25 protein-coding genes, 1 other RNA gene and 1 riboswitch are annotated in these 22,223 nt (G+C 59.8%); of the genes, 9 read left to right on the top strand and 17 right to left on the bottom strand.

All coding sequences use genetic code 11. The annotated features are described in order from the left end of the window. Positions 1 to 171 precede the first annotated feature (171 nt). Genes QLQ16_RS07350 through QLQ16_RS07365 form a run of 4 tightly spaced genes read left to right on the top strand, consistent with a single transcriptional unit; the run spans position 172 to position 4,581 of the window. Positions 172 to 954: a DUF3348 family protein gene (locus tag QLQ16_RS07350; RefSeq protein WP_283224043.1), complete on the top strand. Its 783-nt coding sequence runs from the start codon at positions 172 to 174 to the stop codon at positions 952 to 954. Then, on the top strand, positions 951 to 3,329 hold the full coding sequence (locus tag QLQ16_RS07355; RefSeq protein WP_283224044.1) for a DUF802 domain-containing protein: 2,379 nt from the start codon (positions 951 to 953) through the stop codon (positions 3,327 to 3,329). Before QLQ16_RS07350 ends, QLQ16_RS07355 begins: the two co-directional genes overlap by 4 nt. Beyond that, positions 3,329 to 3,964, top strand: coding sequence for an OmpA family protein (locus QLQ16_RS07360; RefSeq protein ID WP_283224045.1), 636 nt, complete (start codon positions 3,329 to 3,331; stop codon positions 3,962 to 3,964). The genes QLQ16_RS07355 and QLQ16_RS07360 overlap by 1 nt, the downstream gene beginning before the upstream one ends. After that, complete coding sequence (locus QLQ16_RS07365; RefSeq protein ID WP_283224046.1) at positions 3,961 to 4,581, top strand: DUF2894 domain-containing protein; 621 nt, start codon at positions 3,961 to 3,963, stop codon at positions 4,579 to 4,581. The genes QLQ16_RS07360 and QLQ16_RS07365 overlap by 4 nt, the downstream gene beginning before the upstream one ends. Before the next feature lie 2 nt (positions 4,582 to 4,583). On the opposite strand, the gene QLQ16_RS07370 is transcribed toward QLQ16_RS07365, so the two are convergent. From QLQ16_RS07370 to QLQ16_RS07400, 7 genes are read right to left on the bottom strand one after another with little or no spacing between them, the layout of a single operon-like run. Further along, entirely contained in the window at positions 4,584 to 4,826 is a 243-nt protein-coding gene (locus QLQ16_RS07370) for a glutaredoxin family protein (protein WP_108322769.1), read from the bottom strand. Between the two features lie 21 nt (positions 4,827 to 4,847). Beyond that, positions 4,848 to 6,317, bottom strand: a complete 1,470-nt coding sequence (locus QLQ16_RS07375) for a cobyric acid synthase (protein WP_283224047.1) — start codon at positions 6,315 to 6,317, stop codon at positions 4,848 to 4,850. Next, positions 6,314 to 7,081 (bottom strand): ABC transporter ATP-binding protein, encoded by a 768-nt coding sequence (locus QLQ16_RS07380; RefSeq protein ID WP_283224048.1) that lies wholly within the window; start codon positions 7,079 to 7,081, stop codon positions 6,314 to 6,316. The genes QLQ16_RS07375 and QLQ16_RS07380 overlap by 4 nt, the downstream gene beginning before the upstream one ends. After that, positions 7,078 to 8,076, bottom strand: coding sequence for a FecCD family ABC transporter permease (locus QLQ16_RS07385; protein WP_283224049.1), 999 nt, complete (start codon positions 8,074 to 8,076; stop codon positions 7,078 to 7,080). The genes QLQ16_RS07380 and QLQ16_RS07385 overlap by 4 nt, the downstream gene beginning before the upstream one ends. Further along, positions 8,073 to 8,960, bottom strand: coding sequence for an ABC transporter substrate-binding protein (locus QLQ16_RS07390; protein ID WP_283224050.1), 888 nt, complete (start codon positions 8,958 to 8,960; stop codon positions 8,073 to 8,075). The genes QLQ16_RS07385 and QLQ16_RS07390 overlap by 4 nt, the downstream gene beginning before the upstream one ends. After that, on the bottom strand, positions 8,953 to 9,762 hold the full coding sequence (locus QLQ16_RS07395) for an ABC transporter substrate-binding protein (RefSeq protein ID WP_283224051.1): 810 nt from the start codon (positions 9,760 to 9,762) through the stop codon (positions 8,953 to 8,955). Before QLQ16_RS07395 ends, QLQ16_RS07390 begins: the two co-directional genes overlap by 8 nt. Then, the gene (locus QLQ16_RS07400; RefSeq protein ID WP_283224052.1) at positions 9,762 to 11,639 is read right to left on the bottom strand and encodes a TonB-dependent receptor domain-containing protein; all 1,878 of its coding nucleotides are present in this window, start codon (positions 11,637 to 11,639) and stop codon (positions 9,762 to 9,764) included. Before QLQ16_RS07400 ends, QLQ16_RS07395 begins: the two co-directional genes overlap by 1 nt. Positions 11,640 to 11,707: 68 nt before the next feature. After that, positions 11,708 to 11,955, bottom strand: a riboswitch (cobalamin riboswitch). A gap of 73 nt (positions 11,956 to 12,028) precedes the next feature. Here QLQ16_RS07400 and QLQ16_RS07405 point away from each other — a divergent pair. The 4 genes from QLQ16_RS07405 to QLQ16_RS07420 all read left to right on the top strand — a co-directional run bounded on the left by QLQ16_RS07405 (position 12,029) and on the right by QLQ16_RS07420 (position 13,632). Further along, a complete protein-coding gene (locus tag QLQ16_RS07405) occupies positions 12,029 to 12,259 on the top strand; it encodes a DUF904 domain-containing protein (RefSeq protein ID WP_283224053.1) in 231 nt (76 codons plus the stop codon). Beyond that, the gene (locus QLQ16_RS07410; RefSeq protein WP_283224054.1) at positions 12,256 to 12,579 is read left to right on the top strand and encodes a cell division protein ZapA; all 324 of its coding nucleotides are present in this window, start codon (positions 12,256 to 12,258) and stop codon (positions 12,577 to 12,579) included. The genes QLQ16_RS07405 and QLQ16_RS07410 overlap by 4 nt, the downstream gene beginning before the upstream one ends. 34 nt (positions 12,580 to 12,613) lie before the next feature. Then, a non-coding RNA gene (ssrS, locus tag QLQ16_RS07415) (6S RNA) lies at positions 12,614 to 12,794 on the top strand. Positions 12,795 to 12,816: 22 nt separating this feature from the next. Continuing rightward, complete coding sequence (locus tag QLQ16_RS07420; RefSeq protein WP_283224055.1) at positions 12,817 to 13,632, top strand: sulfite exporter TauE/SafE family protein; 816 nt, start codon at positions 12,817 to 12,819, stop codon at positions 13,630 to 13,632. A gap of 15 nt (positions 13,633 to 13,647) precedes the next feature. On the opposite strand, the gene QLQ16_RS07425 is transcribed toward QLQ16_RS07420, so the two are convergent. Together QLQ16_RS07425 and hemN are read right to left on the bottom strand one after the other, a co-directional pair. After that, on the bottom strand, positions 13,648 to 14,325 hold the full coding sequence (locus tag QLQ16_RS07425) for a sulfite exporter TauE/SafE family protein (protein WP_283224056.1): 678 nt from the start codon (positions 14,323 to 14,325) through the stop codon (positions 13,648 to 13,650). Between the two features lie 47 nt (positions 14,326 to 14,372). After that, positions 14,373 to 15,755, bottom strand: coding sequence for an oxygen-independent coproporphyrinogen III oxidase (gene hemN, locus QLQ16_RS07430; RefSeq protein ID WP_283224057.1), 1,383 nt, complete (start codon positions 15,753 to 15,755; stop codon positions 14,373 to 14,375). A 209-nt stretch (positions 15,756 to 15,964) separates the two neighbouring features. Between hemN and fnr the strand changes: the two genes are divergently transcribed. Then, positions 15,965 to 16,687, top strand: a complete 723-nt coding sequence (gene fnr, locus QLQ16_RS07435; RefSeq protein WP_283224058.1) for a fumarate/nitrate reduction transcriptional regulator Fnr — start codon at positions 15,965 to 15,967, stop codon at positions 16,685 to 16,687. 28 nt (positions 16,688 to 16,715) lie between these two features. On the opposite strand, the gene QLQ16_RS07440 is transcribed toward fnr, so the two are convergent. From QLQ16_RS07440 to ccoS, 8 genes are all read right to left on the bottom strand, one after another. Continuing rightward, on the bottom strand, positions 16,716 to 17,012 hold the full coding sequence (locus tag QLQ16_RS07440) for a hypothetical protein (protein ID WP_283224059.1): 297 nt from the start codon (positions 17,010 to 17,012) through the stop codon (positions 16,716 to 16,718). 19 nt (positions 17,013 to 17,031) lie between these two features. Beyond that, the gene (locus QLQ16_RS07445; protein WP_283224060.1) at positions 17,032 to 17,295 is read right to left on the bottom strand and encodes a nitrogen fixation protein FixH; all 264 of its coding nucleotides are present in this window, start codon (positions 17,293 to 17,295) and stop codon (positions 17,032 to 17,034) included. A gap of 20 nt (positions 17,296 to 17,315) precedes the next feature. Further along, entirely contained in the window at positions 17,316 to 18,776 is a 1,461-nt protein-coding gene (ccoG, locus tag QLQ16_RS07450; protein ID WP_283224061.1) for a cytochrome c oxidase accessory protein CcoG, read from the bottom strand. A gap of 53 nt (positions 18,777 to 18,829) precedes the next feature. Beyond that, a complete protein-coding gene (gene ccoP, locus QLQ16_RS07455; RefSeq protein WP_283224062.1) occupies positions 18,830 to 19,744 on the bottom strand; it encodes a cytochrome-c oxidase, cbb3-type subunit III in 915 nt (304 codons plus the stop codon). Positions 19,745 to 19,780: 36 nt separating this feature from the next. After that, entirely contained in the window at positions 19,781 to 19,921 is a 141-nt protein-coding gene (locus QLQ16_RS07460; RefSeq protein WP_283224063.1) for a cbb3-type cytochrome oxidase subunit 3, read from the bottom strand. A gap of 12 nt (positions 19,922 to 19,933) precedes the next feature. Beyond that, positions 19,934 to 20,560, bottom strand: coding sequence for a cytochrome-c oxidase, cbb3-type subunit II (ccoO, locus tag QLQ16_RS07465; RefSeq protein WP_283224064.1), 627 nt, complete (start codon positions 20,558 to 20,560; stop codon positions 19,934 to 19,936). Positions 20,561 to 20,573: 13 nt separating this feature from the next. Continuing rightward, positions 20,574 to 22,010: a cytochrome-c oxidase, cbb3-type subunit I gene (ccoN, locus tag QLQ16_RS07470; RefSeq protein ID WP_283224065.1), complete on the bottom strand. Its 1,437-nt coding sequence runs from the start codon at positions 22,008 to 22,010 to the stop codon at positions 20,574 to 20,576. A gap of 71 nt (positions 22,011 to 22,081) precedes the next feature. Continuing rightward, a complete protein-coding gene (ccoS, locus tag QLQ16_RS07475) occupies positions 22,082 to 22,219 on the bottom strand; it encodes a cbb3-type cytochrome oxidase assembly protein CcoS (RefSeq protein WP_089960903.1) in 138 nt (45 codons plus the stop codon). Positions 22,220 to 22,223: the final 4 nt, after the last annotated feature.

A 22,223-nucleotide genomic window follows, 5' to 3' on the forward strand; every position in this document is an offset into this window, starting at 1 on the left:
CATAGGGCCGCAGACCCGACAGGTAAAATCAAACCCAAGAAAAGGCGCTTTTGCGTCCCGTGCCCTGAACGGCACACCCCTTCCGCTTGCAAGACCTTAACCAAGGTGCGCACATGGCCCAAGCCACTTGGGAGCGGCCAATTTGCCATTCGACTCCAAACCGACACGCCCATGACGCGAGCCCAGCCGCGTACCCACCTGCACAGTTCCAAGCTTGTGCGTTTTCTGAGCGAAAACGCCATGCTTGAGGCCGTCCAACCGTCGCAAGATGTGGGCCAGAAGTTGGGCGACTGGTTGGACTTTCGCCAAGCCATTGCCCTGCACGGCTTGCTCAACCCCGAATCGCCGACCGAGCAGGCCATGCCCGCGCACCAGCGACGCGCCAGCCTGATGACGCCGGAGGCTTTGACGCGTCACTTCGACAAAGTCAAAGCTTCGCTGGAGCAATCCATCGGGCAAGGTGCGCCCTCGGGCACGGGCCTTTCGCGCATCGAGATGCCGCCCGCCACACTGGACGAGCCGCTGGAGCCCAAGATCGCGTTTGAGCCTTACCGCCGCTTTTATGCAGCGCACCAGCGCCAAATCGAAGCCCAGGTGCGCACCCTGCGCTCGCAATTGCGCGGGCAGTTGGCCAAAAGCACGCCCGCCTTGCAACAGCTGGCCGCACTGGATGCCAGCTTTGAAAACATCCTCAGCGAGCGCGAAGCCATGCTGCTGGGCAAAGTGCCCAAGCTGCTCGAAAAACGCTTTTCGCAAGCCCTCAAACAACACCTCAAAAAGCAGGCCGAAGCCAGCGCCGTTGACCCCACAGCGCCCCAGCTCAGGCCAGATGCTTGGCTCCTGCCATGGCGCCAGCAATTGCGCACGGCTTTGCTGGCCGAGCTGGACACGCGGCTGCAGCCAGCCCTGGGTCTGCTTGAAGCATTCAACCAAGAAAGCACGTCTTCCCCATGAACCGTCTGAGTCGACATTCGTTCCTGATCGCCTTCGGGCTTGGCGCACTGGCCGTGCTGTGGGTCGCAGCCGCTGTGGCCAGCAGCCACTTTTTGGTGCTGGTGATGACGGCCGTGATTGGCGCTGTGTATGTGTTCGGTGCGCAAGAGCTGCGCCATTACCGCGAAGGCACCCGGGCCCTGGACCAGGCCCTGAGCAGCATTCCGTCTGATTTGCACAACCTGAGCGACTGGCTGATCACCCTGCCCGCCGCTTTGCAAAATCCGGTGCGCCAACGCGTGGAAGGCGAACGCCAAGGCCTGCCGGGTCCTGCGCTCACGCCCTATCTGGTGGGCCTGCTGGTCATGCTGGGGATGCTGGGCACCTTCTTGGGCATGGTGGTCACGCTCAACGGTGCCGTCTTCGCACTCGAAGGCTCCAGCAATGTGGCGGGCATCCGCGCTGCTTTTTCCGAGCCCATCAAAGGCCTGGGCCTGGCCTTTGGCACCTCGGTGGCCGGTGTGGCCACTTCGGCCATGCTGGGCCTGATGAGCAGCCTGGCGCGCCGTGAACGCGCCCAAGCCAGCCAGCGCCTGGACAGCTGCTTGGCCCGCGAACTGCGCGATTTTTCACTGGCCTACCAGCGACAAGAAACCTTCAAAGCCTTGCAGCAACAATCGCAAGCTTTGCCCCAAGTCGTGCTGCAGCTGCAAACCATGATGACGCAGATGGCCGAGACCAGTGCGCAAATCAACGAGCGCCTGATGGCCAACCAGCAAAGCTTCCACCAAGAAGTGCACACCGCCTACACGGGTCTCGCCCAGTCGGTGGACCAATCGCTGCGCACCAGCCTGAGCCAAAGCATGCAAGTGGCCAGCGATGGCATCCGCCCCGTGGTGCAAGCGACCATGAGCCAGCTGGCCGAACAAGCCCAGAGCATGAACGAGCAGCTCATGCGCAACACCCAACAACAACTGGCCGAGCTCAACACCCAGTTCAGCGCCACCACCGCCAGCGTGGCGCAAACCTACAGCACCGCCTTGGCCCAGCACGAGGCCAGCAGCACCGGCATGCTCGAGCGCGTTGGCCAAACGCTCGACGGTTTCAGCCAAACTTTTGAGCAACGCAGCCAAGCCCTCTTGGCCCACATGCAAAGCGCCCAAGCCGAGCAGCAGGCACTGCAAGGCAGCGCCGACCAGCAGCGCCTGGAGGCCTGGAAAGCCTCGCTCGAAAGCATGGCCGCAGCGCTGGGCGACCAGTGGCAAGCCTCGGGCAGCCAGACGCTGGCCCAGCAACAAGCCATCTGCGACACCTTGACACAAACCGCGCAGGCCATCACCACCCAGGTGCAAAGCCAGGCCAGCCAAACCCTGGCCGACATCCAGCGGGTGCACAGCGTGCGCGAAGCCGCCGACCAAGTGCGTCTGGACGCCTTCAAGGCATCGCTCGAAAGCACCGCCACCACACTGGGCCAGCAGTGGCAGACAGCGGGTGCGCAAACCCTGGCGCAGCAGCAAGCCATCTGCGACACCCTGACGCAGACCGCACACGACATCAGCACCCAGACCCAGACGCAAGCCTCACAAACCCTGGCCGAAGTCACCCGCCTCATGGCCAGCAACGAAGAGCTGATGCGTGCACGCATCGCCTCCGAAGCCCAATGGGTGCAACAGCACACCCAGCGCTCGGAAGAACTCAGCGCCCTGCTGCGCACCGAGTTGTCGGCCCTGCGCGAGGCCGAAGACGCACGCGGGCAAGCCGCTGTGACCCGCTTAAGCGAATTGCAGACCGCTGTGACCGCGCACCTGAGCACCTTGGGCACGGCCTTGGAAGACCCGATCACCCGTCTGATCGAAACCGCTTCCGAAGCGCCCAAAGCGGCCGCCGAAGTCATTGGCCAGCTGCGCCAAGAAATTTCGGTCAGTGTGGCCCGCGACAACGCCCTGCTGGAAGAGCGCACCCGCATCATGGAGACCCTGAGCCATTTGCTGGATACGATCAACCACGCATCGACCGAACAACGCAGCGTGATCGACAGTCTGGTCAGCTCCTCAGCGGCCACCTTGAACCAGGCCAACAGCCAGTTCATCGACCATGTGAGCAGCGAGTCGGCCAAGCTGGGCGACATCGCCGCGCAAGTGACCGCCAGCGCGGTGGATGTGGCCACCTTGGGCGAGACCTTCAGCTTTGCCGTGCGCTCGTTCAACGAGACCAACGAAAAGCTCATGGCCAATTTGCAGCGCATCGAGCAGGCGATGGACAAGACCATGACCCGCAGCGACGAGCAACTGGCTTACTACGTGGCCCAGGCCCGAGAGATCATTGACCTGAGCATCACCTCGCAAAAAGACGTGCTGGAAACGCTGCAGCAACACGCCGCGCAAGGAGCCGCTTGATGCTGGACAAGGACGAAGACCTCGAGTCGTCCTCGCCGGTCTGGATCTCGTTTGCCGACCTGATGACGGGCTTGCTGGGGGCTTTTGTGCTGCTGCTGGTGGGCGTCATGGCCGCGCAGCTGGACATGGCCACACGCTTGGAAGCCGAGGTGGAAAAACGCCAGGTCGAGGAACAAAAACGCCAGTCGCTGGAAAAAGCCTTGGCCGTTCCGCTGGCCAGTGGGCGCATCACCCTGAACAACGGGCGCATCGGCATCAGCGGCAAGCTCTTGTTTGAGCTGAACTCCGACAAGCTCGAACCGGAAGGCCGCAAGCTGCTCAAAAGCCTCGTCGTGCCATTGCGCAGTTATTTGCAGTCACGTGATGAAATGCTGATGGTCAGCGGCTTCACCGACGACCAAAGCATCAAGAGCCGCAACCGCCAATTCGATGACAACTGGGAGCTGTCGGCCCAACGCGCTTTGACGGTGACGCGCACCCTGATCGAAGAAGGCATGCCCTCGTCGATGTTGTTCGCGGCCGCTTTTGGCCAAGAACAACCTTTGGTGGCCAACACCAACGAAAAAGCCCGCGCCCAAAACCGCCGCGTGGAAATGGCCCCGGTGCCCAAAACCAGCAATACGGCCAAGCCATGACGCCAGAGTCGTCCTTGCTGCCAGAACTGATGGCCCTGCAAGCCTCGCTTGAGGCAGCAGGTGCTGCACGGCTGGACGCGGTGGGCTGGCATTACATCGAATTGCTCAGCCAGCGCGCTCGCGCACACCGTGGCCCTGCGCAACAGCTGCTGAGCGACAAGCTGCAAACGTGCTTGGAAGAATTCAAACGCCGGTGGGACGGCGCGCAAAGCGCAGCCAAGGCAGATGCAGTGGCCAGCGCTCAGTCCCCTTTGGCTGCCCTGCTGGCGGACATGGCGCAGCATGCGCCGACAACGGCCACAGCCCCTTCGGCGCTGCCGGTCAAAGCTTCGGCTTGGCGGGCAGAAAGCCCCAAGGTTCAGCAGTTCAAGAAACAGCTGGGCAAGATCAGTGTGCAAAAACAGGTCAAACAAGCGATTGCCCTGGCGCCCCAAAACGCGGGGCCCATCAACTCGCACATGCTGGTGTTGCGGTCTTTGGGATTGATGCGGGATGCCTCACCGGACTACCTGAACCGGTTCATCACCTATGTGGACACCTTGCTCTGCCTGGAAGAAGCCGGCAAGGTTTCGGTGCCGCCGAAGAAAGCGTCTTCGACGGCCAAACCGAAGAAGTGAGCTCAGCGGCCCAATTGGGCCAAAGCGGCTTGCAAACCGGCCAAACCACCCACGCGCTGGTCGTTGATGAAAATCTGCGGCATCTGGCGCACCGAAGGACCGCACTTTTCGTAGAAGGCCATGCGCTCTTCTTCGCTGTCGATCTTGATTTCTTCAAAAGCCAAGGATTTGGTTTTGAGCACCATCTTGGCGGACTCGCATTGGGGGCATGCGGACTTGGAGTAAACGACGATTTTGAGTTCCATGCGTCAGATTCTAGCGGCCCCTCAAGGCGCCACCAAGCTGGCCAAGACCTGGGGCTCAAAGTGCTGCCCGATGAAATCGGCCAAGCCCTCAAAGACTGTCTCCAGCGTGGGTGTCTGCGCACCAAACAGGGCTTGTAGCACTGCCGGGCATTCCATCAAGCCGTGCAGGTAAGTGCCCAGCACCTGACCGTCGCCGCTTTGCCAGGCCAGTCCCGGCATGACTTCATGCAAGACCGCGCCAGCCGCAAGCATGGCCGTGTGCCCCTGGGTCTGTCCGTGGTGGATCTCGTAGCCCGAGACTTCGACACCTGAAAGGGCCGCCCATGGCCCCTGCACAGCGGCGAACTGGGCTTGGGTTTTCTTCACGGTCTTGTCTGGCGCGAACTGCGTGACCAGGGGCAGCAAGCCCAGACCGGGCGCGTTGCCGTCGATGCCGAACGTGTCGATCAGGGCTTCGCCCAGCATTTGCAGGCCACCGCAGATACCCAGCACCGCCCCACCCTGCTGGGCGTGCAGGGCCACGGCCGCGTCGAGCCCCTGCTGGCGCAGCCAAGCCAAGTCGCTGCTGGTGTGTTTGCTGCCGGGCAGGATCACCCAGTCGGAATGCTTCAAGGCTGCCAGATCCGCGGGGCTGCGCGCCCAAATCAGGCGCACACCGGGCACGTTCTTGAGCGGCTGGAATTCATCGAGGTTGCTGATGCGGGGGTAAGCGATCACGGCCACCGTTTTCGTCACAGCGCCAGAGCCGAGGCTGCGTTCATCGAAAACGCCGTCCTCCTCGGGCAAACCGTGCTGCCACCACATGGGCAAAACCGCCACAGTGGGCACGCCGGTCAGTTGCTGGAGCATTTCGGGCGCCGGGCTCAGCAAGCTGGCATCGCCCCTGAATTTGTTGAGCACAAAGCCTTGAATGCGCTGCTGATCCTCGGGCGGCAACAGTGCCCACGTGCCGTACAGGTGGGCAAAGGCGCCGCCTTTGTCGATGTCGGTCACCAACAGGCACCTGGCTTGGGCATGGCGGGCCACGCGCAGGTTGACGATGTCGCTGTGCATCAGGTTGATCTCGGCGGGCGAGCCTGCGCCTTCGATCACCACCACATCGTTGTGCGCCATCAGCTCGTCCAGCGCCGCTGCGATGGCCGGCCAGACTTTGTCGCTGCGTTCGTGCCAAGGGGTGTTGGAGAGCTCATCGCTGACCTCGCCCAGCAAGACCACTTGGCTGCGCGTGTCGGCCTCGGGCTTGAGCAGCAGAGGGTTCATGCGCACATCGGGCTCGGCCTGGGCCGCCAAGGCCTGGAAATATTGCGCCGAACCGATCTCGCCCAAGCCCTGTTGCGAAGCCACCACCCGCGCGTTGTTGCTCATATTCTGCGCCTTGAAAGGCGCCACTTTGAGGCCCAGACGCGCGTAGTGGCGGCACAGCGCCGTGACCAGCCAGCTCTTGCCAGCGCCACTGGCGGTGCCCAGCACCATGATGCAGCGGGCTGTCATGTGGTGCGGGGCAAGACCACCCATTGGCCGTCCAGCGCATGGATGCGGATGCGGTGGTTGAACACCGCTTCAATGGCCGTATGGGTTTGGGGATCACTGCAGGCACCATGGTGAATGACCTGGCCCTGGTCCATGACGATGACCTCATCGGCATGCAAAGCCATCCCAATCTCATGCAGCACGCTCACCACCGTGGTGCCCTGTGCGATCAGGCAATGCACCTGCTCCAACCAGTCCACCTGGTGCGGCGGGTCCAGATTGGCCAAGGGCTCGTCCATCAGCATCAGCGGTGCATTGCCTGCCATGGCACGGGCCAGCAGCACACGCTGGCGCTCGCCGCCCGACAGTTCGCCCAGCGTGCGTTCGCGCCAGTCCCAAGCTTGTGTGGCTTTGAGGGCGGCCTCCACCATCTCGGCATCTTTCAAGGTGGGCGTGCCCCACCAGCCTTGGTGCGGCAAGCGGCCCAGCATGGCGACATCCCAGACACGCAGATCCAGCGTGGTCGATTCGCTTTGGCCCAACCAGGACAGCTGCAAACCGCGCGAACGCCGCTCGATCGACTCGAGGGGCTGACCTTGCCAGAGCACTTGGCCGGTGTGGGGCAAGAGCCCCGCCAAGGTTTTGAGCAAGGTGGATTTGCCTGCCCCATTGGGCCCCAGCACACAGGTCCAGCGCCCAGCGGCGATCTGCAGGTTCAGGCCGTGCAAAACCGGGCGGCCACCGAGTTGCACAGACAAGTGCTGGGTTTGCACGGCGTGCTTCATCGCGCACCTCCGGAGCCGCGGTACACCCGCCACAAAAGATAGCCCCCGCCAAGCACCGCGGTCAACACCCCCACGGGCAACTCTTGCGGGGCAAACAGCACACGCGCCAAAACATCGGCCATGGCCAGCAAAGCGCCCCCCATCAGGGCCGCGAGCCCCAAAGCCCAAGCATGGGTGCTGCGCACCAGCGAGCGCACCAAGTGCGGCGCAGCCAATCCCACAAAGGCGACCAAACCGATGTGCGCCACGGCAGCACCCGTGGCCAAAGAAATCACGCCCACCAAGACCAGCCTGGCCTGCCGCAGTGGCACCCCCAGGCTTTGGGCGGTGGACTCGCCCAGCGTCAACGCGTCCAGCACGCGGGCAAAGGCCCAGGCCAGCAGCAGGCACACCACCAGCACTGCACCCAAGGTGGCGCAAGCGGCCCAGCTGACAAAAGCCGTTGAGCCCAGCATGAAGCCCTGCATGGCTTGCAGCACTTGGGGCTGCAACAAAGAGAGCAAGGACGTCACGGCCCCCAGCACCACGCCCACCACGACACCGGCCAGCAGCAAACGCAAGGTTTGCTGCACACCACGCGCCAAGAGCAAGGTGAGCAGCACCGCCAACACAGCGCCCAAAAAGGCGGCCCCCGTGAGGCCCAGGCCCATCCACCAGGTCATGGCCCAAGCGCTGCCACCAAACAAACTCAGGTAGGCGCCCACCCCCAAAGAAGCGCCCGAGGCACTGCCCAGCAGGTAAGGATCAGCCAGGGGGTTGCGAAACAAGCCTTGCGCCACCGCACCGGCCAGACCCAGCAAAGCGCCCCCCAGCCAAGCGCCCATGCTGCGGGGCAAACGGATGTCCCACACGATTTGCTCCGACACCGGATCGTTGGCCATCCACCAGCCGGGCTGCCAGCCTTGGCTGCCCGCTGAAGCGCCCAACAGCACCACGGCGCAGCCCAAGACCAGCAAGAGCCAAGCCAAACGGTGTGCGTGGGGAGAAGGTGTCATCGTTGGGGGCCCTGGCCTGTCGCCGTCACACGGTTGAGGCACTCGGCCATGAGCCGCGCCCCCTCGGCCATGCGTGGGCCTGCACGCACCAGCATGTCGGAGTCATCGGGCTTGAACACGCACAAGCGTTGCTCACGGATGGCGGCAAGCGCAGCCCAACCGGGGCGCTGCACCATGCTGGCGCGGCTGCTGTCGCCGGCCATGATCACGTCCGGCTGCGCACGCACCACCCACTCGGGGTTGACCAAGGGGAAGGTGCCCATCTCGGCGGGCAAGATGTTGTGCATGCCCATGCGGATCAAGGTCTCGCCAATGAAGGACGAGGCGCTGGCGCCATATGGCGCGGGGCTGACTTCGAAATACACTTTTTGCGCACGTGCTTTGGGGCTGAGCGAGGCCACCGCAGACTGCACGCCAGACTGGATCTCGCGCCAGACCCGTTGGCTGTCGGCCTCAGAAACAAACAAGGCTTGCGCCACGGTGCGCAGCACCCGCTCCACATCGGCATGGGTGCGTGGCTCCAAACGCAAGACTTTGAGGCCCAGCGCCTCCAGACGCTCAGCCCCCCGGGTTGACCCTGCGGCCAGCACCAAATCGGGCTTGAGCGCGACGATGCTTTCGATGTTCGGATCGAGCCCACCGCCCACACGGGGCAAGTTCTTGAGGGATGTTGGCCAATTCGAGTAACGGTCCAGGCCCACCAAGCGCTGGCACGCACCCAAAGCACAAACGGTTTCAGTCAGCGAAGGCAGCAAGCTGACGATGCGTTGCGGCGCTTTGGCGATCTCCAGCTTTTGCGCGCCATCGCCTTGCACGGTGATGGCTTGCGCACTCCAAAACCAACAGCTCAGGAACAAGGCCAGGAAGTGACGGGCCTTAGGCATATTGCGCCTCCCACTGGCTGAAGATGCGGTGCAGTTGCGCCACCCCATCGGTCAGGGATGCAGGCCCCGGCTGGAGGATGTCGGCCGACTTGATCTCAAACAACTGCCCGTTGCGCACGGCTGGCACGTCTTGCCAGCCCGCGCGGGCGGCGACCTTTTCGGGGCGAAATTTCTTGCCGCACCAAGAGCCAATGATGATGTCCGGTGCACGGTCGATGATGGTCTGGCTGTCGGCAATGATGCGGTCACGCCCCATGGATTGCACCGCCAATTCAGGGAACACATCGTCCCCGCCGGCAATGCCCATGAGTTCTGACACCCAGCGAATGCCGCTGATGTGGGGCTCGTCCCACTCCTCAAAAAACACTTTGGGGCGACGCTTGAATTGAGATGCCTTGTGCGCGATGGCATCCAGCTCTGCACGCATGAAGGCCAGTTTTTGCAGACCCTGCTCGGCCTGCCCCACCATCGCCGCCACCTGGTACAGCATCGAGAAAATCTCGTCTACGCTGCGCTGGTTGAAGATGGTGACTTGCACGCCCGCCTTGATCAGCAAGCTCGCAATGTCGGCCTGCAGGTCCGAAAAACCAAACACACAATCGGGCTTGAGCGCCAAGATCTTGTCGATCTTGGCGCTCAAGAAAGCACTGACCTTGGGCTTTTCCTCACGGGCCCGGCGCGGGCGCACCGTGTAGCCCGAGATGCCCACAATGCGCTGCTCTTGCCCCAAGAGGTAAAGCCACTCCGTGGCCTCTTCGGTGAGGCACACGATGCGTTGAGGGGCAAGAGCGGCTGGGGACATCACTTGGGACTGTATTGCAAGGTGGCAAACAGCCCTCGGCCGGGGGTGTTGTAACCATAAGCCAGTTGATACTGCTTGTCGAAAGCATTGTCCATGCGCAAGCGCGCCGTCCAGTTGTCGTCGATCTTACGGCTGGCATAGAAGGACCACAGACTGTAGCCCGCCAAAGTGTGTGTGCCATCAGGACGCGCCCCGGAGGCATAAAGTCTGGCGCCGGCGTCATAGGTACCGAAGGAACGCGAAACATCGATGGCGCCATAGTTTTGAGCTCTGCGATCCAGCGATTTGTGGCTCACATCATTCATGGGGTCCTGATTCACCACAGAAGCCTTGAGGCTGTATCCACGCCATTGGGCCCGTAAAGTGGCCTCCACCCCTTTGTTACTCACACGGCCCACCGATTCATAGGTGTATTCCCAGCCCTGAAGGGGCTTGTAAACAATAGCATCGGTGGTTCGGGTGTCAAAATAAACCACACGGACCAAAAGGGTTTCCGCCGAGTAGCTGCCGCCAATTTCTGAACTTTGATGCGTTTCTGGTTTGAGCTGAGCGTTTTTGGACACCTCGGATGCGGTGGGTGCTCTGAACCCCGTAGAAACCGTACCTGTCACAGACCATTGCGGGGTGATGGCATAACCCAAACCCAAAAGACCCGTGTCTGCACCCGACCGATTACTGCTGGACGCCAAACCTGGCTCCATGTTTTGCACCTTCAGATCGTCATGGCGCGCGTTCAGCTGCGCCGTGAATGCGCCCAACTTTTGGGTCACGCCAGCAAAAACGCCATTGGCATCACGCTGCATGTCATAGGCATTACCCTGATCCACCTTGAAGTTTTCACTGGTGACATCTGCACCAAAGTTGACTGCCGTATTGACGCCCGCTTGCCAGGTATTGAACCAGCGTGCAAGATTTTGTCTGCCTTCAAACAAGCCATAAGAATTCAAGCGTTGACCATTTTCAATGTCTTCATAACCCAATGATGAAGTTGTCAGGTCCAGTTGACTGACCCAATCGGCAGTGAACGACTGACGCCAAAAAAAGCCCAAACTGCTGTTGCGTTTTTTAAATTGATGTGTATCCAGTGGCGAATTGGCCCAGGCATTGTCTGTGTCTGCGGTTGATCGTGCACCTTGCAAACGAACGCCAACTGTGGCGTCCTGGCTCAGCAGTTTCTCAACACGCGCAGCCATGAACTGCCCACTGTAACCATCTTGGTCTGGGTTGGCTGCAGCTTGCTGCTGAGTATTGATCGCCGAGAAACCGTCCGTTTTCTTGATACCTGCCAGAACATTGAAACGGTAATCCTCAGACTTGCCACCGTATCCGACAGAAGCATCGAGGCTGTTGCGCGAGCCGTAAGTCACGGAGCCATAGGCCGCAGGGGTCCCTTTGCCATTGAGGGTGGTGATGCTGATCACGCCGCCAATGGCCGCATCGCCATACAAAGCACTGGCATTTCCGCGCAAAATTTCAATGCGCTCAATTTGAAACAACGGCACGTCCAACACTTGAAGTGCCCCCAAAGAATCCACTTGAGAACGAACCCCATCGATCATCACCACAACGTTGCTGCTGTTTTGGCCACGTAAAAAGAACGACGTCGTCGTACCTGGTCCACCATTGCGTCCAAATTCAAAACCGGCCTCGCCTTGCAGCAAATCAGCCAGCGTGGGGGATTGGGATTTTTCGATTTCTTGACGTGTGATCACAGAAACAGAAGTCAGCGCCTGCGACAACTGCTGCTCCATGCGAGCGCCCGTGATCACCACCGGATTGATTTCAATGGTTTGCGCATGCAGGGCCGTGCCCACAGCCAACGACAAAATGGAAAGAACAGGCACCGAAGAGCGTGCACGAATAGTACGATTTTTCATGAATCACTAACAAGTCAAAACGCCCTCACCGCCTTCCCCGACAGTGCTTGGGCTTTACAACCTGCCATGCGACAGGTCACCTTGTTGGCCGGTATCCGGGCTGACAGAGCGACCTTCATCACCTTCCCGGCGGCCTGTTTCAGGGCCATCAGTGGTTTGAGATGAAAGCGGAGTCTTCACATGAATGAAGACCCGTCTGCTTACCGTTGCGGGGGCAGCGCAGGTTAGGTGGGCCGTGGTGGCTTGTCCCTCCTGCTTCCCGTTGAACTGCGGGCCGTGAACCGGCTTCGCGAGCACCAACTGGTGACCATTTTAGGCCCCAAGCTGTCGCGCAGCCTACAGAGTTTGCCAAGGCCTACAATGGGGCCAATTTTGATAAATTGATTGCCATGGCCCATCCCGACACCATCGATCAGATTGCCGAACGCGTGGATCACCTCTTGCTGCGCCACGAAGAGTTGCAACGCACACAGGCCCTTTTGAGCCAGCAAGTGCAGGCCCTCACGCTGGAGCGCGACCAGCTCAAGTCACGCTTGTCTGCGGCCCGCGCCCGTGTGGATGCCTTGATCGAACGTCTGCCCCAAGCCACACCCGCTGCGACCCCAGAGGCTTCCGAATGAGCGCCAAACAAATCGAGGTCCAAATCATGGGCCAAAGCTACATCTTGGGCTGCCCCGAAGGCGGCGAAGCCCGCTTGCAGGCGGCCGTGCAAAAAGTCGATGTGGCCATGTGCAAAATCCGCGACGCCGGCAAGATCAAGGCCCGCGACCGCATCGCCGTTCTGGCGGCCTTGAACTTGGCGTTTGACCAAGGTGATGCAGCCCCCGCCCCCGCTGCGCCCACCGCTGCTAGTACCTCCACCCCAGAAACCCAAGCGCGTCTGAACCAATTGCTGCAGCGCCTCGATCGGGCCATTGAATCCGACGGCCAATTGCTCTGAGTGACCCGCACGGTCCGTCAAGGGCCTACAATCCGCCTGTCTGCGGTGCGCGCCGGGCTTTATATTTCCTTGAACCAATGCTCTTAGAGCCCGGGCTTGGTACATTGGCTGGTGAGCGTGATCGTCTCGCGTCAGATGAACCCAACGCCAGTCTGCCCTCGCCCACCTGAACCCCCGGTTCAGGATGACGGCCCGGCGGCACTTGCAGACACCTTCTTCACTCTTTCCCCTGCGAACATGATCATCGAACCAACCTTGCTGGCCGAATTGGCCGTTTTGGGCCTGTGCACTGGCTTTTTGGCGGGCTTGCTCGGCATTGGTGGCGGCATGATCATGGTGCCCTTTCTCACTTATTTGCTGGGCCAGCGCGGTGTGAGCCCGGACCTCGCCGTGAAAATGGCGATCGCCACATCGATGGCCACCATCATCTTCACCTCGGTCTCGAGTGTGCGTGCGCACCACAAGAAGAAAGCGGTTCGCTGGGATCTGGTCAAAGGCCTGGCCCCCGGCATCGTGATCGGCAGCCTGGTTGGCAGCATGGGGATTTTTGCCTTTGTCAAAGGCGCTTCGCTGGCATTGTTCTTCGCGGCTTTTGTCGGCTTTTCTGCCACGCAGATGTTTCTGGACAAAAAGCCTGCACCGACACGACAGATGCCCGGTTTCACGGGTCAGTTGGGCGCCGGTGGCTTGATCGGTTTGTTGTCCGGTTTGGTCGGCGCAGGTGGTGGTTTCATCAGCGTGCCTTTCATGACCTGGTGCAATGTGGCCATCCACAATGCGGTGGCCACCAGTGCGGCCTTGGGCTTTCCGATTGCCCTGGCCAATGTGGCGGGCTACATCGTCAGTGGCCAAACCGTGCAGAACCTGCCCGATTACTCGTTTGGCTACCTGTGGCTGCCCGCCTTGGTGGTCATTGCGGTGTGCAGCGTCACCATGGCCCCGGTGGGCGCGGGCACAGCGCACAAACTGCCGGTCAAACAGCTCAAGCGAGTCTTTGCCAGCATTCTTTATGTGCTGGCCGCTTACATGCTCTACAAAGGCTTGAGCGCCTGATTGAAACTGGGCTCATCAAGCCACTGCACACCAAGGGGCTTGGTCATGCACCAAACCCATCCACAAAGCCCAGGACGACATGGCGACCAAGGCCAAGCCGGCCAGGCGCACGCCCCATGCACCGTCACCCACCGATTGCAGGCGCAAGAGCACCCAAGGCCCGGTCCATAAACTCAAGCTGGAACCCAAAGCGAAAAATGCCATGCTGGCAGCACCGTTCAAAGGGTTGCCTGCCAATGCCGCCACCATCACGGCTGAATAAAGCAGGCCACAAGGCATGAGTGCCCACAGCACGCCCACCACGCCAGGCGCGGCAACCCCAGAGCGTTGGTGAAAAGCACGCACCCGTGACCACAAGCGACGCGCCCCAACATCCAACCACACCGGTTGCCGCGCTTGCACCACCAACACCCCACCCAAAGCAATGGCGGTCAAATGCAGCAAGCTCCACAGGGGCCGCAAAGCCGCCGATTGCGTGGTGAGCCAACCCAAGCCTTGCACGCTGTAGGCCGCAAGCCCGCCCAACAGCGAATAACCCAGCAAGCGCCCGATCTGAAAGGCCCAAAGTGCACGCAATCTTTGCTCACCGGCCGCCTGTCCCAGACCCGCGCAAGCCGCACCGCACATGGCCAAGCAGTGGGGGCCACCCAAGACCCCCATCATCAATCCGGTGATGGCCAAAGAAGTTTGCATGAATTGTCCCAGCTGCATTCAGCGCAGCCCATGGCGTCGATCCTAGCTCAGATGATTTTGGAAAAGCGCGTGCGGTTGCGATCGGCTTGCAGGTAGCGGTCAAACACCATGGCCACGCCGCGCACAAAAAACCAGCCCATGGCGCTCACTTGGATGCCGGTGTCGCTGAGCTGCACCAAGCCCTGTGCTTGCAGGGTCTCCAGTTGCGCCAGTTCATTGGCAAAGTATTTTTTGAAGTCCACCAGCCAGGCCAAGTTGATCGACTCGAACTGAAGCTGCCCTTGACACATCAGCGCCATGATCACGGCGCGGCGGATCAGATCGTCACGCGTCAGGGCCAAGCCGCGCACCACGGGCAAATGGCCTTGATCGAGCAGATCGCAATACTCTTCCATGGTCTTGGCGTTCTGGCTGTAAGTGGCGCCGACACGGCCGATGGAGGAAACGCCCAAGGCGATCAAATCGCAATCGGCCTGGGTGCTGTAGCCTTGAAAATTGCGGTGCAAGCGCCCTTGCCGCTTGGCCACCGCCAAGGCGTCGCCCGGCAAGGCGAAGTGGTCCATGCCGATGTAGACATAACCGGCCTCGGTGAACGCATCCAGCGAGCGTGACAGCATGGCCACCTTGGCCCCACCCGATGGCAGTTCCGCCGCATGGATGCGCCGCTGAGGCTTGAAACGCTCGGGCAAATGCGCGTAGGCATACAGCGCAATCCGGTCCGGCCTGAGCGCGTTGACCTGGGCCAAGGTGCGCTCAAACGACTCTGGGGTCTGCAAGGGCAGTCCGTAAATCAAATCGACGTTGACGGACTCAAAACCCAGGCGCCGCGCTGCGGCCACCAGCTCAAACACCTGCTGCGCAGGCTGCACGCGGTGCACGGCTTTTTGCACCGCAGGGTCAAAGTCCTGCACCCCAAAACTCAAGCGGTTAAAGCCCAGCTCGGCCAAAACGGCCAGACGCTTTTCGTCCACCGTGCGGGGATCGACTTCAACGGAATACTCCCCACCGGGCACAAAATCGAAATGGCGGCGCAGCATGTGCATCAACTCGCGCAGCTCGTCGTCGCTCAAGAAGGTGGGTGTGCCACCGCCCAAGTGCAATTGGCTGACCGACTGGCCCAAGCCCAGGTGGGCGGTGTGCAGCTCCACCTCGCGCGTGAGGTAGCGCAGATAGGTCTCGGCGCGGTCCTTGTGCTTGGTGATGATTTTGTTGCAGGCGCAGTAATAGCACAGCGATTCGCAAAACGGGATGTGCACATACAAGGACAAGGGCGCGGCCTTGCCAATGGCGCTCGATGCGCGTTGGTCCAAGGCTTGCAGATAGTCGGTTTCGCCAAACGCTTCCACAAAGCGGTCCGCTGTGGGGTAAGAGGTGTAACGCGGCCCAGGGACATCGAATCGTGTCAGCAAATCAGGCGTGATGAGGGACATGAGCCCACCCTTTAATCAAATCGTGTTCAGAACAGCTTGTACTTTGCCTGCAAGCGATCCGCAGCGTGTTGACGCAAGTCAATCTTCTTAAGGGTTAACTGTGATTTTTGTCGGTTTACAGGTATACCCTGCCGAGTAGCACAGTTTTCGTATTAAGCTCAAGTCTTGATCCAAGGCAAGAAGTTTTTTGTCAATGACGAGATAAGACCATGAACCCACAAGCCATCAAAGTCGCCTGCTCCAACTGCAACCTCCGCGAGTTGTGCATGCCCGTGGGCTTGAGCGATCAAGACATGAGCCGCTTAGACGAGTTGGTGGCCGTGCGCCGCAAGGTCAAACGCGGCAGCACCTTGTTCACCAACGGCGAAAAGTTCACCTCGCTTTACGCCATCCGCACAGGCTTTTTCAAAACCTGCTTGGCCACCGAAGACGGTCGTGATCAAGTGACTGGTTTCCAAATGGCAGGCGAAATCATTGGTCTGGACGGCATCGTGAACGACCAGCACACCTGCGATGCGGTGGCCCTGGAAGACGCCGAAGTTTGCGTCATGCCTTTTGACCGCATCGAAGAACTCTCACGCGAAGTCAACGCCTTGCAGCACCATGTGCACAAAATCATGAGCCGCGAGATCGTGCGCGAGCATGGTGTGATGCTGCTCTTGGGCAGCATGCGGGCCGAAGAACGACTGGCCGCATTCTTGCTGAACCTGGTGCAACGCTTGCACGCCCGCGGTTTTTCTCAATCCGAACTGGTCTTGCGCATGACCCGCGAAGAAATCGGCAGCTACCTGGGCCTCAAGCTCGAGACCGTGAGCCGGACTTTTTCCAAGTTTGTGGAAGAAGAGATCGTGGAAGTCAAACAACGCCACGTGCGCATCTTGAGCACCGAAGGCCTGCAACGCCTGGTGAACAACCAGGCCCATTGCGAATAAGCCGCCCTGCCCCAGCGGCCCTTTGCGTTCAGCAGCAGCCGGAGCCGTCCCGGGCGCAATCGGCAGGACGTTGATCAGGCTCGACGGGGCAGCGGTTCACCTCAAAAGGCGACATGGACAGCAGCGTGGTCAAGCCGCTGGAAACCATGGTCAACACCCAGAACGCGAAGAAAGATAGGGTGTAAACCGCTTGTCGCGACAAGGCCAAGGGATGGCCAAACCACTCCAGGTCTTGGGGGTCCACCAGACCAAACACAAGCACTTCCAACAAGCCCGCCACCAAAAAGGCAGGCCACGCGATCCACATCATTCTTTTTGCAAACATCTTTGTCTCCTTGGCAGCCTCAGGGCTTGTTGGCTGTTTTGGCGGGGGGCAGCTCGCCTGTGGCCGCATGGTTTCGGGCTTGTATCGCCGGTGCCAAGGCATTGCCAGCGCCTTTGGCGTCGCTGATCTGCTCTTGGGTAGACATGACGGGGTCTTGCCCATGGGCTGCCAGGTAAAAGGTCACAAAACTGGCCACCACCACCACGAGTGGGCCTGCAATGACCATCCACACGTGGCCATAAGACCACCAGCGGCGAGATGTTGGGGTCAGGGTGTTGGACATGGGATACCTTTTTTCAAAATTCAACGGGGCACGAGGAAGACCGATTTTTCTGTCAGCTCGCTGCTCGACTGGCCTTGTTCGTCAGACGACTGGATGCGAAATTCAATAGGGTGAGAGCCAGGCTCTGCGGCATCGTAAGGCACTTGGACCCGCACCGAGACCCAGCGCGATTCGGTCGACTTGACCTGAACGTTGCTGTCGGTGGCCATGTCGACGCCACGCAGGCCATCCACACTCAGGTGGTACTGCATCGTTTTTTCGGCCGCATTCATGATCTGCAAGCGGTAGACGTTTTCGATTTTGCCGCCCGCCACAATCCGCGCCAAAGAAGCCCGGTCTCGGACCACGTCCACCTTGAAGGGCTTGCGCAAACTCAAGCTGGTCAGCAGCGCCACGATCACCACCGTGAGGATGCCGATGTACAAAATCACACGCGGACGGAACACATGGCGCAGGGTCTGCTCCTTGGTCCATTTGTTTTTCATGGCGTGCTCGGTCGAATATTTCACCAAACCACGCGGATAGCCCACCTTGTCCATGACGGTGTCACACACATCGGCACAAGCGCCACAGCCAATGCATTCGTATTGCAAGCCTTTGCGGATGTCGATGCCCGTGGGGCAGACCTGCACGCACAAACTGCAGTCCACGCAAGCGCCCAAGCCCAGCGCGGCAGGATCGGCTTTCTTGGACCGTGCACCTCGGGGTTCACCGCGCTCGGCGTCGTAGGTCACGATCAAAGTGTCTTTGTCGAACATGGCGCTTTGAAAGCGTGCATAGGGGCACATGTATTTGCACACTTGCTCGCGCATGAAGCCGGCATTGCCATAGGTGGCCAAGGCATAAAAGAACACCCAGAAAACTTCCCAGGAGCCCATATTGCCCAAGAAAAACTCCATACCCAGCAGCTTGATGGGCGTGAAATACCCCACAAAGGTGAAGCCCGTCCACATGGCGATGGCGAGCCACACCAAGTGCTTGTAGCATTTCTTGACCAGCTTCTCTAGCGTCATGTTCGTGGCGTCCAGACGCATGCGTGCGCTGCGATCGCCTTCTACTTTGCGCTCCACCCACAAGAAAATTTCGCTGTACACCGTTTGTGGGCAGGCATAACCACACCACAGTCGGCCAGCCACGGCCGTGAACAAAAAGAGCGAGAAAGCCGAGATCACCAAGATCGCGGTCAGGTAAATGAAGTCCTGCGGGTAGAGGACAAAACCAAAAATATAGAAACGGCGTGCGCCCAAATCAAAGAGCACCGCTTGGCGTTGACCCCACTCGAGCCAGGGCAAGCCGTAAAAAACCAGTTGTGTCAGCACCACCATGACCCAGCGCCATTTGGCAAAAATGCCTTGCACGCTGCGGGGGTAGATTTTCTGTGTCGCGGCATAGAGCGACACCATCTGCACATCGTCCTCGCTTGCATCGTTGACGGGAACGATGGGAACGATCTTGCGAGGCGATTTTTCTTCGGAGTTCAAAACGCGTACTTTCAAAAAACAAGACACCCGCCGGGGGTGTCTTGGTTCAAAGCTTACTGGGCTGCTGCTGGCTTGTTCGACAAGCCCCACACATAGGAAGCCAACACATGGATCTGACCTTCCGTCAACTTCGAAGCCTGGGCGGGCATCTGGTTGACCTTGCCGTTGTTGATCATGTTGACGATGGCGTTTTCACCCCAACCGTGCAACCAGACATCGTCGGTCAAGTTGGGCGCACCCATGGTCTGGTTGCCTTTGCCGTCCATGCCGTGGCAGGCCGCACATGCACCAAACTTGGACTTGCCCAAAGAGGCACGAAGGGAGTCATGGGGGCTGCCCGACAGGCTGAGCACATAGTGGGCCACGTTGCGCACGTCTTCTGGTGTGCCCACTGCGGCGGCCATGGGCGGCATCTGACCGACACGACCTTGGACCAAGGTTTCCTTGATCTTGTCGGGCGCACCGCCGTGCAACCAGTCGCCATCGCTCAGGTTCGGAAAGCCTTTGCTGCCGCGGGCGTCAGAGCCGTGGCACTGGGCACAGTTGTTCATGAACAAACGGTCGCCAATGGCCATGGCCTGGGGGTCTTTGGACACTTCTTCTGCCGACATGCCTGCAAACTTGGCGTACAAAGGCGCCACTTCCGCGTTGGCCTTGGCCACTTCCGCGTCGTATTGACCAGCGGACGTCCAACCGAACTTGCCAGCGTTGTTGCCAGCGCCGGGGTACATGGCCAGATAAATGAACGCAAACACGATGGTGATGATGAACAAACCCACCCACCAGCGAGGCAGCGGGTTGTTCATTTCACGCAGGTCACCGTCCCACACGTGGCCGGTGGTGTTGTCGTTGGCCGTCATGGCCTTGGCTTTGCCGCTGAACCAAAGCAGGATCAAGCAGGCAATGATGCTGACAAGCGAAATGCCGGCCACATACAAGTGCCAGAAATTGCTGATGAAGTCACTCATATCGATTCCTTTAAATTTTTATGGGCTGAGGACAGTTCAGTCATCCTGACGAAACGGCAATTGCGCGGCTTCGTCGAAGTTGGCTTGGTTGCGGCGTGACATGGCCCACCACAAGATGCCGATGAACACGGCAAAAGTGATGACGGTCACGATGGAGCGCAGGGTATTGATGTCCATTTGTGCCTCCATTTATTTGCGGTGAATGCCCAACACTTGCAGGTAGGCGATCACGGCGTCCAACTCGGTTTTGTCCTTGACGTCGTCTGTGGCTTTGGCGATTTCCTCGTCGCTGTAAGGCGCGCCCAATGTACGCAGACCTTTCATGTGGGCTGGCAAACTGGCGCCGTCCACCGGGGTCTTGGCCAACCAGGCGTAGGCAGGCATGTTGGACTCTGGCACCACGTCACGGGGGTTGGTCAAGTGGATGCGGTGCCATTCGTCGCTGTAGCGGCCGCCCACGCGGGCCAAGTCAGGACCTGTGCGCTTGGAGCCCCACTGGAAGGGGTGGTCGTACACGAATTCGCCTGCGACCGAGTAAGGGCCGTAGCGCAGGGTTTCAGCGCGGAAGGGACGGATCATCTGCGAGTGGCAGTTGTAGCAACCTTCGCGCACATACACATCACGACCGGCCACCTGCAGTGCGGTGTAGGGCTTGAGGCCCTCCACCGGCTGGGTGGTGGACTTCTGGAAGAACAGGGGCACGATCTCGACCATGCCGCCAAACAGCAACACGATCAGGATCAGCACAATCATCAAGAAGTTGTTGGTCTCGATTTTTTCGTGGGAGAGACCGCCCGATTTTTTGTTTTCAGCCATGTTTTATTTCTCCTCAGGCGTGGGCCGTCAAGCTGGGAATCTGAACTTCAACCGAGCGGCCTTGTGTGGCCGTCTTGATCGTGTTCCACAGCATGACCACCATGCCACCCAGGTACAACAAGCCGCCCAGCAGACGCAAGACATAGAAGGGGAAAGTGGCTTTGACGGACTCCACAAAGGTGTAGGTCAAGGTGCCGTCCGCGTTGACAGCGCGCCACATGAGGCCTTGCATCACACCGGCAATCCACATCGCAGCGATGTAAATCACGATGCCGATGGTGGCGGTCCAAAAGTGCAGTTCGATGGCTTTGACGCTGTACATCTTCTTTTGGCCAAACAGGCGGGGAATCAGGTAGTACATCGAACCCATGGTCACCAAACCCACCCAACCCAAGGCACCCGAGTGCACGTGGCCCACGGTCCAGTCGGTGTAGTGGCTCAGCGCGTTGACGGTCTTGATGGACATCATCGGACCTTCAAAGGTGGACATGCCGTAGAAAGACAGGGACACGATCAAAAAGCGCAGGATCGGATCGTCACGCAGCTTGTGCCATGCACCCGACAAGGTCATGATGCCGTTGATCATGCCGCCCCAGCTGGGTGCCAAAAGGATCAGCGAGAAGACCATGCCAATCGACTGGGTCCAGTCGGGCAAAGCGGTGTAGTGCAGGTGGTGAGGACCGGCCCACATGTAGGTGAAGATCAGGGCCCAGAAGTGCACGATCGACAGGCGATACGAGTACACAGGGCGCTCCGCTTGCTTGGGGATGAAGTAATACATCATGCCCAGGAAGCCTGCGGTCAAGAAGAAGCCCACCGCGTTGTGGCCATACCACCACTGCACCATGGCGTCTTGCACACCGGCATAGGCCGAGTAGGACTTCATCATGCCCACGGGCAATGCAGCGCTGTTGACCAGGTGCAGCAAGGCCACGGCGATGATGAAGGCGCCAAAGAACCAGTTGGCCACATAAATGTGACGCACCTTGCGGGTGCCCACGGTGCCAAAGAACACCACGGCAAACGCCACCCAGACCAAGGTGATCAGGATGTCGATGGGCCACTCGAGTTCGGCGTATTCTTTGCCGCTGGTGTAACCCAAGGGCAAGGAGATGGCGGCCAACAAGATGACCAATTGCCAACCCCAGAACGTGAAAGCGGCCAGTTTGTCGCTGAACAAGCGCACGTTACAAGTGCGCTGCACCACGTAGTAGGCCGAAGCGAACAAGCCGCAACCGCCAAACGCGAAAATCACCGCGTTGGTGTGCAGCGGGCGCAAACGGCCGTAGCTGAGCCATGGGATGCCCAAATTCAGCTCGGGCCAGGTCAGCTGGGCCGCGATGATCACGCCCACCAGCATGCCCACCACACCCCAAACCACCGTCATGATGGCGAACTGCCGCACAACGGTGTCGTTGTACGAAGTGGCCTGCATATTGGCAAATTTCATTTTCACCTCTTCTTTTTTAAAAACTTCCAGCCGAGTTTGCCCGGGTGTACACCTGAGCCACTTGATCAATATCAATCGTTGCGCAATATCCGCTCACCTTCGGCCTCAATGTCTTCAAATTGACCGCGGTGAATGGCCCACCACAAGCCAGCGAGGATGAAAAACACCAAGCCCACCGACAGCGGAATCAACAAATACAAAATGTCCATGTCT

It is taken from the genome of Limnohabitans lacus (assembly GCF_030053395.1).
Lineage (GTDB): Bacteria > Pseudomonadota > Gammaproteobacteria > Burkholderiales > Burkholderiaceae_C > Limnohabitans_A > Limnohabitans_A lacus.

Bases quoted from the DNA above. Each gene is read 5' to 3' on its own strand.
- QLQ16_RS07350 (WP_283224043.1), top strand. From the start codon at position 172: ATGACGCGAGCCCAGCCGCGTACCCACCTGCACAGTTCCAAGCTTGTG.
- QLQ16_RS07355 (WP_283224044.1), top strand. From the start codon at position 951: ATGAACCGTCTGAGTCGACATTCGTTCCTGATCGCCTTCGGGCTTGGC.
- QLQ16_RS07360 (WP_283224045.1), top strand. From the start codon at position 3,329: ATGCTGGACAAGGACGAAGACCTCGAGTCGTCCTCGCCGGTCTGGATC.
- QLQ16_RS07365 (WP_283224046.1), top strand. From the start codon at position 3,961: ATGACGCCAGAGTCGTCCTTGCTGCCAGAACTGATGGCCCTGCAAGCC.
- QLQ16_RS07370 (WP_108322769.1), bottom strand. From the start codon at position 4,826: ATGGAACTCAAAATCGTCGTTTACTCCAAGTCCGCATGCCCCCAATGC.
- QLQ16_RS07375 (WP_283224047.1), bottom strand. From the start codon at position 6,317: ATGACAGCCCGCTGCATCATGGTGCTGGGCACCGCCAGTGGCGCTGGC.
- QLQ16_RS07380 (WP_283224048.1), bottom strand. From the start codon at position 7,081: ATGAAGCACGCCGTGCAAACCCAGCACTTGTCTGTGCAACTCGGTGGC.
- QLQ16_RS07385 (WP_283224049.1), bottom strand. From the start codon at position 8,076: ATGACACCTTCTCCCCACGCACACCGTTTGGCTTGGCTCTTGCTGGTC.
- QLQ16_RS07390 (WP_283224050.1), bottom strand. From the start codon at position 8,960: ATGCCTAAGGCCCGTCACTTCCTGGCCTTGTTCCTGAGCTGTTGGTTT.
- QLQ16_RS07395 (WP_283224051.1), bottom strand. From the start codon at position 9,762: ATGTCCCCAGCCGCTCTTGCCCCTCAACGCATCGTGTGCCTCACCGAA.
- QLQ16_RS07400 (WP_283224052.1), bottom strand. From the start codon at position 11,639: ATGAAAAATCGTACTATTCGTGCACGCTCTTCGGTGCCTGTTCTTTCC.
- QLQ16_RS07405 (WP_283224053.1), top strand. From the start codon at position 12,029: ATGGCCCATCCCGACACCATCGATCAGATTGCCGAACGCGTGGATCAC.
- QLQ16_RS07410 (WP_283224054.1), top strand. From the start codon at position 12,256: ATGAGCGCCAAACAAATCGAGGTCCAAATCATGGGCCAAAGCTACATC.
- QLQ16_RS07420 (WP_283224055.1), top strand. From the start codon at position 12,817: ATGATCATCGAACCAACCTTGCTGGCCGAATTGGCCGTTTTGGGCCTG.
- QLQ16_RS07425 (WP_283224056.1), bottom strand. From the start codon at position 14,325: ATGCAAACTTCTTTGGCCATCACCGGATTGATGATGGGGGTCTTGGGT.
- hemN (WP_283224057.1), bottom strand. From the start codon at position 15,755: ATGTCCCTCATCACGCCTGATTTGCTGACACGATTCGATGTCCCTGGG.
- fnr (WP_283224058.1), top strand. From the start codon at position 15,965: ATGAACCCACAAGCCATCAAAGTCGCCTGCTCCAACTGCAACCTCCGC.
- QLQ16_RS07440 (WP_283224059.1), bottom strand. From the start codon at position 17,012: ATGTTTGCAAAAAGAATGATGTGGATCGCGTGGCCTGCCTTTTTGGTG.
- QLQ16_RS07445 (WP_283224060.1), bottom strand. From the start codon at position 17,295: ATGTCCAACACCCTGACCCCAACATCTCGCCGCTGGTGGTCTTATGGC.
- ccoP (WP_283224062.1), bottom strand. From the start codon at position 19,744: ATGAGTGACTTCATCAGCAATTTCTGGCACTTGTATGTGGCCGGCATT.
- QLQ16_RS07460 (WP_283224063.1), bottom strand. From the start codon at position 19,921: ATGGACATCAATACCCTGCGCTCCATCGTGACCGTCATCACTTTTGCC.
- ccoO (WP_283224064.1), bottom strand. From the start codon at position 20,560: ATGGCTGAAAACAAAAAATCGGGCGGTCTCTCCCACGAAAAAATCGAG.
- ccoN (WP_283224065.1), bottom strand. From the start codon at position 22,010: ATGAAATTTGCCAATATGCAGGCCACTTCGTACAACGACACCGTTGTG.
- ccoS (WP_089960903.1), bottom strand. From the start codon at position 22,219: ATGGACATTTTGTATTTGTTGATTCCGCTGTCGGTGGGCTTGGTGTTT.